At 51.5% G+C, this 1530-nt stretch carries 1 protein-coding gene; it reads right to left on the bottom strand.

Annotated elements, in window-relative coordinates; translation table 11 throughout:
• On the bottom strand, positions 1 to 1366 hold a 1366-nt coding region (locus A3860_RS40360), incomplete at its 3' end, for a SpoIID/LytB domain-containing protein (RefSeq protein WP_081156294.1).
• Positions 1367 to 1530 lie beyond the last annotated feature (164 nt).

Below are 1530 nucleotides of genomic sequence, written 5' to 3'. Positions count from 1 at the left end.
TGCTTTGGTCTTTCACTGCGAATGACATAGTGGTAACAGCCGGTGAAGGCGGCAACTGAATATATACGCTGCCGGGGTTGTAATAATGATTAAGGATCCAGGTATAGGTTTTGTCGCTGGCCCAACGGCTCGAACCCCATTGGCACATACCGCGGCCATGTCCGCTTGTTGAATACCCCGCACAGCGGGCATCAGAGATACAGGGCCAGGCCGAACCGGTTCCGCTATACCCATCGCCGCAACCGGCGTTGTTATTTTCTGCAGAATATTCGGCCCTGAAGATAGCGCCGCTCTTTACCAGTACAATACTTTCCGTTGCTTTGGCGGCATTGATACAACTGGTATACTTATCGCTTTGCCATACCTGGTTACAGGTGGTGCTTGCGATGTCGTAACTGCTTTTAACGGGGTGCAATACATAATAAGCGCCATAGGTACGGTACGCCACAGCGCCGGCCTGTAAGGAAGCTGCGCCCCAGCTGGCGATCCACTCGTCATCGAGGCCCGATCCTGCATATTCTTCTAAAGTCATTACTTCAACCGAGCTGCAGGTAGTGCAGGAACAGCTGGTGCCCACGCGTATGCTGGTTGGAACCGTTGCGGCCAGCACCGCATTTTCTCTTGCCTGGGGCACAGTAGAAACCGCGTTGCGTTGTTGTTCGTCAGCAGCGGTCCTGTCAAACATCCCATGAACCTGTTTTTCGGTTTGGCCATTGGGTTGTATCCGTGCTCCGTTCGCCGGCGACATCGCCACCTTCATTGTATACACATCAGGTAACAGAAAAACGTTTTGCATGGTATAAGGGGCATACCCGTTTTTCGTGAAGGTGATCGATGCTGCAGCCGGTGCTTTGCCCGGTGAAATGGTTGGGGAAGCAGCTACCGCCAGTGAAAAGAAACCTTTGCTGTCGGTAATGGCCTCAGCAACGCCACTGCTTACCCGTACACCGGCGAGCGGGCTGTTGGCTGCTTCATCACGCACATAGCCACTGAGAACAGTTTGGTTTACGTTGGCCCTAAGGAGTTGTTGCCTGGCGTTGTCAACGGCTGGCTCCAGGTTAATACTGGCTTCAATGGTTGTTACTTCGCCCGATGAAAAATAAGTGGCTAATGATTTGTAACCATTGGCCCCAATGCTGAAATCGTACTTTCCATTCACGGCTGTAAAGGAAAGCCTGCCATTGGCAGCCGCTGTTAGCGTGCTGGTGCTGCCGTTGGGAGCCGTTACCTGTACAACGGCGCCGGGTACGGCGAATCCGGTGTTCTGATCTTTTACAATAAACGTGATATTGGTCGACTGCGCCCCTGCAAACGAGTATAGCAGTAACCCGAATACCACAAGAAGGATCTGTCGTGTTTTGATCATAGCATAATGTTTAGAAACTGTTTGGTTGAAACCACCCGCTGCCTGCCTGAGCTTTCGCGAACTGAGCAGGCTGGCGGGTGGTTTATATTTAGTGAATCAATTCACCATTCACCTATTTCACTATTAATAACTTACTGCTGGTTGTTTTGCCAGAAGCGCCCAAA

This window comes from Niastella vici (assembly GCF_002077945.1).
Classification (GTDB): Bacteria; Bacteroidota; Bacteroidia; order Chitinophagales; family Chitinophagaceae; genus Niastella; species Niastella vici.
Note: the sequence above shows the minus strand (reverse complement) of the source record. Positions and strands in the feature narration are given on the sequence as shown.